4 protein-coding genes are annotated in these 3023 nt (G+C 38.2%); 1 reads left to right on the top strand and 3 read right to left on the bottom strand.

Annotated elements, in window-relative coordinates; genetic code table 11:
* Positions 1–538, top strand: a 538-nt coding sequence (locus tag B5F76_RS14180; protein WP_087355732.1) for an IS5 family transposase, incomplete at its 5' end; no start/stop codon positions are given.
* A gap of 44 nt (positions 539–582) precedes the next feature.
* Here B5F76_RS14180 and B5F76_RS14185 read toward each other — a convergent pair.
* The 3 genes from B5F76_RS14185 to B5F76_RS14195 form a co-directional block, all read right to left on the bottom strand.
* Positions 583–1131 (bottom strand): SLATT domain-containing protein, encoded by a 549-nt coding sequence (locus tag B5F76_RS14185; RefSeq protein WP_087355734.1) that lies wholly within the window; start codon positions 1129–1131, stop codon positions 583–585.
* Positions 1132–1140: 9 nt separating this feature from the next.
* A complete protein-coding gene (locus B5F76_RS14190) occupies positions 1141–2421 on the bottom strand; it encodes a nucleotide-binding domain-containing protein (protein WP_087355736.1) in 1281 nt (426 codons plus the stop codon).
* A 108-nt stretch (positions 2422–2529) separates the two neighbouring features.
* Complete coding sequence (locus B5F76_RS14195) at positions 2530–2850, bottom strand: DUF4875 domain-containing protein (RefSeq protein WP_275074668.1); 321 nt, start codon at positions 2848–2850, stop codon at positions 2530–2532.
* Positions 2851–3023: the final 173 nt, after the last annotated feature.

The following is a 3023-nucleotide window of genomic DNA, read 5'->3' on the forward strand; positions in this document are numbered from 1 at the left end:
CGGCTTTTGGGCCAGGCTTGCAAAACTGTTCACTGCCTGCCCAGATTTTGAATGGATTATGATCGATGCCAGTCATTTCAAGGTTCACCAGCATGGCATGGGAGCTCCTGGGGGAACAGAGGATGCAAGGAGGACCAAAGGAGGTATCAACACCAAGCTTCATGTAGCAGTAGATGCACATGGTATGCCTGTTAGATTCCAGATAACAGCTGGGAATCAGGCTGATTGTACCCAGGGGATTGCACTGTTGGAGGGCTTTCCTCTCCAGTTCGTGCTGGCCGACAAGGGATACGACACCGATACCATTATTGGGTATCTGCGCAGCCGTCAGGCAGTTCCTGTTATCCCTCCCAAAAGCAATCGCAAGATTCAAAGGGATTATGACAAATATCTCTATAAGTTACGCCATCTTGTTGAAAATTATTTTCAAAAAGTCAAATCATGGCGAGGTCTTGCAACACGCTATGTGAAGACTACCCTATCTTTCTCCTCTTATTTCAATATTTTCAATTCGTTAATGTGGGTCAAGGTTGCCTAGGGGATAGATCTTAGGGTCTTCCCCTAGGATTTTGTCAACACGACCTAAGCAATATGTACATAAATGACAATAAGTATAATAAATATATATAAACTTTTAGGAGTTTTGTCTGTAAGGGTAAACCTTCTTTCATTTTCTATCCAATCTATGTTTGTTTGGAAAAAGAATTTATAGTGAGCAAATGTGTCGCTGAATAATATCTGCTTAGGAATAGATATTTGATAGTATTCGTCGCTTATCTTATTTAATTTATGCTCAAGCTCTTCACCATATCCTTGTTCTTTTGCTTTTATATATAGTAATCTCAGTTCATTGTAGAGTTCAATAAGTCGAGTTCCTTTCGCACGGTAGACTTCTGGGTCATATGCTAATTGTATAGAAAACGAAAAAATACTTAAAATAAGAGTTATTGCAGAAAATTCTTTAGCAGAGAATGTTTCATATACGAGACTAATGATACCAAATGAAATTAGAATAAAAGAGAGCCATGCTGGGATTTTTGTTACAATGTCATAGGTTGCAAAATGTTTCTTTGCTCCGAATCCAACATTATATGCTAGGTCAACAATGAATCTGAGATTTGAATCAGGCACGGCTATCTCCTATTTGTCTAAATTTTCTTCAATATTGACATAAAACCGATCTCTAGCAATAACAATTTCATCTTGGATTATATAGCATTCTACATAATGATTTCCTAAAAAAGTTAAAGGCTCTTTTCGCTCTGCTCCCGAGGTTATGATTTGTCCTCTAATACAATCTCGAGCTTTTGCTTCGTCGCCACGATTAAGTATTTTCCATTTTACAGTATACGGATGGTTAATATTAGTTGATATTGAAAATGTAATACTTGCTTTTACTTTTTTATATACACTAGATATTGAAGCTGATTTTGTATAGGTCCTCGGACGGAAGCCGTTAGCTGAGACAACGGCTGTTATTGATACTTCTCCCTTTATTTCAACTGGATAGTAATCTTCGATAAATTCTTCAGTATCCCTATAATGAACTGAAGAGCAGAAAAGTGATTCCATTTGTGGGAAATATCTGCCGAATATTTTTTTCCAGCAATTTTTATCAGTGTCTATTATATTGTATGCTTCTTCTGCTTTCTTAATAAATTTTTCTTTTATCCTTACCTGCTGATTGCTTCCTGGGGCATGATAGTAGCTATTATTTGATTGGTTTTTTAAATAAAAAAAGAAATCTTTAAGGAGTTGATCATATATATCGAATGAGCAAGTACAGTATTTTTCTTTAAAAGTATCTTGTGAAAAGAAATTATATACAAGTGTATCTATTAATAGTCCACCTATTTTAATTCCAAAATTATTTTTCCAAGCTCGTATCATTTTACAAATATTGTAGTAATTACCACAAGTTTCATCATTTTTGTACTTGCATGCATGAATTTCGTGCCGAGGCTTTGTTTTTTTCCATGATTGTTTATATGTGTCTGGATATTCGAAATAGGATAATGAGTCATTTTTATCATAAATTTCGAAAACAGGTTGTACTTCGACATAGCATTTTAAAAAATGGACACAGACAACCAATCTGTCGCTTCGAATATTTGTTTTCGGGTATTTTTTAACAAGTATATCTCGTGTTTTATATAGTATTTTTTCAGGGCTGTCCTTGTATTCTGACCGCAATTCATCCGGCAAAATATATACCATATCAAGGTCAGAAATGCTTTTTATTGCAGTATGCCGTCCGAAAGAACCTACTTGCAATGAGTACGCCGTAGAAGACGATATGCATCTAAAACTATCATTTAATGCCTCAGTAATTCCGCAATATTTTTTTGATATTGATTGTCTTAATTCAGTATTGATTGAAAGTTTTTCTTTGAAAGCCTTGAAAGCATCAGGTAATAACATATAGTACCTCTTAATATTTGTGATAAAAATTTGTCGTCGATATTTATTATTAAAAACGAAGACATTTGCCAGCGACGCACATCTCCTGCCTTTATTTTTACTTTAGGCTCAGTCCGTCCATTCCTGCGGGAACGGTTCCGGGAAGACCGGATTGAGCATCACTTTTTCCGCCGGGACCTTCATCTTTTTAGTGATGGCGGCCGTGAGGCGTCCTTCATCAGTGAAGCCATTAGCCTGAAACTGCTCGCGCATTTCGCCCCAGAGGCACTGGATCTTGAGCTCCTGGGCGGTCAGGCCGCGCGGCGTGGCTTGCAGGGTACTCCATGTCCAGTCGTCCGAGCCGGACACGCTCTTGCCGTCAGGGGCATAGACGGCCGTGGCAAGGACGGTCTTGCCGAACGCCGGGCCGGGTTGGCTGTCCAGTGTAATGCTTAGGTCGTGTTGACAAAATCCTAGGGGAAGACCCTAAGATCTATCCCCTAGGCAACCTTGGCCCACATTAACGAATTGAAAATATTGAAATAAGAGGAGAAAGATAGGGTAGTCTTCACATAGCGTGTTGCAAGACCTCGCCATGATTTGACTTTTTGAAAATAATTTTC

The sequence above is a fragment of the Desulfovibrio sp. An276 genome (assembly GCF_002159665.1).
GTDB classification, from domain to species: domain Bacteria; phylum Desulfobacterota; class Desulfovibrionia; order Desulfovibrionales; family Desulfovibrionaceae; genus Desulfovibrio; species Desulfovibrio faecigallinarum.

Coding starts and splice junctions, on each gene's coding strand:
- B5F76_RS14190 (WP_087355736.1), bottom strand. CDS start 2,421: ATGTTATTACCTGATGCTTTCAAGGCTTTCAAAGAAAAACTTTCAATC.